Origin of the sequence: Streptomyces sp. P9(2023) (genome assembly GCF_032436795.1) — a bacterium.
Classification (GTDB): Bacteria; Actinomycetota; Actinomycetes; order Streptomycetales; family Streptomycetaceae; genus Streptomyces.
In genome coordinates, this window is the sequence record NZ_JAUPWM010000342.1 from 1 (window position 1) to 290 (window position 290).

Sequence of the window (290 nt, forward strand, 5' to 3'; positions counted from 1 at the left end):
CGCTGAATGAAGATAAGGCGTTCTCATATGAGGGCGACATTATCCACACGGACTTGAAGAAGGTCCGGGCCTTCACGCTGAATGGGCTATGCTTGTTCATAGACGTAACCGGCGACACGTGGCGTGAATGGCGCGCTACACGACAAGATTTGTCCGCCGTCATGTCTTGGGCCGAACAGGTTATTCGTGATCAAAAGTTTGTTGCCGCAGCAGCCGGATTGCTAAACGCCAACATTATCAGCCGCGATCTTGGCTTGGCCGACAAGCAGGAGATTTCAGGGCCAAATGGC

The 290-nt window shown here is 53.1% G+C and carries 1 protein-coding gene; it reads left to right on the forward strand.

From position 1 onward, the window contains the following. Nucleotides 1–290, forward strand: a 290-nt coding sequence (locus tag Q5762_RS37875) for a terminase small subunit (RefSeq protein WP_315896852.1), incomplete at both ends; no start/stop codon positions are given.